The 2,408-nt window shown below is 33.7% G+C and carries 2 protein-coding genes; both read left to right on the top strand.

Annotated elements, in window-relative coordinates; translation table 11 throughout:
* Window positions 1-203 precede the first annotated feature (203 nt).
* On the top strand, window positions 204-1,244 hold the full coding sequence (locus tag JT739_RS12595) for a LacI family DNA-binding transcriptional regulator (RefSeq protein WP_237661470.1): 1,041 nt from the start codon (window positions 204-206) through the stop codon (window positions 1,242-1,244).
* Between the two features lie 35 nt (window positions 1,245-1,279).
* Entirely contained in the window at window positions 1,280-2,086 is an 807-nt protein-coding gene (iolO, locus tag JT739_RS12590) for a 5-keto-L-gluconate epimerase (protein WP_237661469.1), read from the top strand.
* Window positions 2,087-2,408 lie beyond the last annotated feature (322 nt).

Here is a 2,408-nt window from a genome sequence, read left to right as displayed (position 1 = left end):
CATGTTGAATGTCTCCTCTCTCATACCTGACATTTTATCAGAATAAATTCAACATGACATTATCACAGAATAACAACATTTTTACAAATTAGAACTTGACTTAATTTTATACATAGATTAAATTAGGGTTAAATTAATGTTTTTAGACTAGATTGGATTCCAATAATTTAGTTCACTTTGAGAGTATATTTGTTTTTTGTGAGGTGGTTATTATTTCTTGTACAATATATGATGTAGCTAGAAAAGCTGGAGTTTCTATAGCCACTGTGTCAAGAGTTTTGAACAATAGTGAACTCGTCTCAGAAAAAACCAAACAGAAAGTTAAGATGGCAATTGAGGAGTTAAATTACACACCTAATATTATAGCCTCGGCTTTAACCAAAAAATCCACCTTAACAATAGGTCTTTTAATTCCCGATATTTCAAATCCTTTTTACTCTGAATTGTCTAGAGGGGTAGAAGATGCTTGTAACGATTTTGGTTTTAACACAGTAATTTGCAATACTGATTACTGCATACAAAAAGAAACAGCATATATAAACCTCTTAAGACAAAAAAGTGTTGATGGGTTTGTTATAACAACTGCTCATTATAACGATGAAAATGTGATAAACCTAGCGAAGGATAAAGTACCATTGGTGCTGTTGGATAGAAATATAGATAAATCAAGTGGATATGATATTGATGTGGTTTGTTCGGATAATGTAACAAGTGGCTACCTTGCTACAAATCACTTAATTCAGCTTGGGCATAAAAGTATAGCTTGTTTTTTGGGACCACCTCAAATCGAAGTAAATATTGAAAGAGCAAGGGGTTATGTAAAAGCGATAAAAGAAGCCTGTCTAAAAATTGTACCTGAACTAGTTGCCTATGGGGATTTTAAATTGGATTTTGGTTACAAAAAAACTCTTGAGTTATTGAATAGGGGTCTTAGACCCACGGCTTTTTTTGCGGCCAATGATTTAATAGCATTAGGTATTATTCGTGCTTTAAAGAGTGTTGGCTTCTCTGTTCCTGCAGATATTTCTGTTGTCGGTTGTGATAATACAATTCTGGCTGAATTAACCGATCCGCAACTTACCACTATAAATCAGCCAATAAGAGAAATGGGTTATTATGCTACAGAGCTTCTCATTAAAAAGCTTAAGGGAGAACGTTCAAAAAGCGAAAAAATCATTTTTAATACGGAGTTGGTTGTGAGGAAGTCTACAAGTGTATGCAAAAAAATAGGGGTAATTAATTAAATTTAAAATCCAAAATAGAAAGGCAGTGAAAACACATGAAAATAAGTCTCGCAATAGCAAAAGAAGCAGGGAAAAACGCCCCCATTGTCTTAAGAGGCAGTTACACTGAAAATATAAAAAAAGCAGCTAAAATGGGTTATGATGCTGTGGAAATCCACGTAAATGACCCAAAAACCTTGGACATTCATGAAATACAAAAAACCTGTGAAGAAAACAATATAACTGTCTCTACAATTGGAACCGGAATGGGCTATACCGTAGATGGTTTGAGCTTTACTGATCAAGATTCAGTCGTGCGTCAAAAAGCAGTAGAGAGAATTTTTGAGCATATACAGGTTGCAAAGGAGCTTAATGCCAAAGTAATTGTAGGATCAATGAGGGGAAAAGTGCCGAATACAAGTGAATATGACAAATACGAAGGATATGCACTAGATTGCTTCAAAGCTGTTATGGAGAATGCAGAAAAACAAAGTGTTATAATAACCCTTGAGGCTATCAATCGATATGAGACAAATTTCATAAACAATGTTTATGAAGGGCTTAAATTTATAGAAAAAGTAGGCAGTGATTATCTTAAGCTACATATAGATACATTTCACATGAATATTGAGGAAAAAGATTTAATAGAGAGCATAAAGATGGCGAAAGCTACGTTAGGGCATGTGCATTTTGCTGACAGCAACAGGTGGTATCCCGGAGCAGGTCACTTAGATTTTGAAGCCATCATTTCTGTTTTAAAGGAGATTAATTATTCAGGTGCTATTGCCTTTGAATGCCTGCCACTGCCCACTCAAGAAGAAGCAGCCGTAAAAGGTTTAGAACATGTAAAGCAATATATGTAATATAATAATTAAAGTAAATGGGCCGGATAACAAGGTTAAATTATCCGGCCTTTGATTTTATTCTGTTTAGCATTAAATAGGGTTTTGTGGTTGTTTGATTAGCACTTATATTTCAAAATTTAATTTATATACTTTATCTAAAAATTTTTAAAACCAGATGAAAAAATTTCTTATTTGCGGTAATATTTATGTAGAATAGCACAATTTCCCATCTGTTAAAAATAATAATTTAATTACTGGCTTTGTAAAGTTCACATGAAAGAATAGCACCCGAAAATGGCCAATAGCTTCATGCCACAAGCAAGAACTCCCGTTTTTGTTT

This window comes from Tepidanaerobacter sp. GT38, from assembly GCF_021991635.1.
In the GTDB taxonomy this organism is placed as follows: domain Bacteria; phylum Bacillota; class Thermosediminibacteria; order Thermosediminibacterales; family Tepidanaerobacteraceae; genus DTU063.
This window is presented reverse-complemented; position numbering and strand designations above follow the sequence as displayed.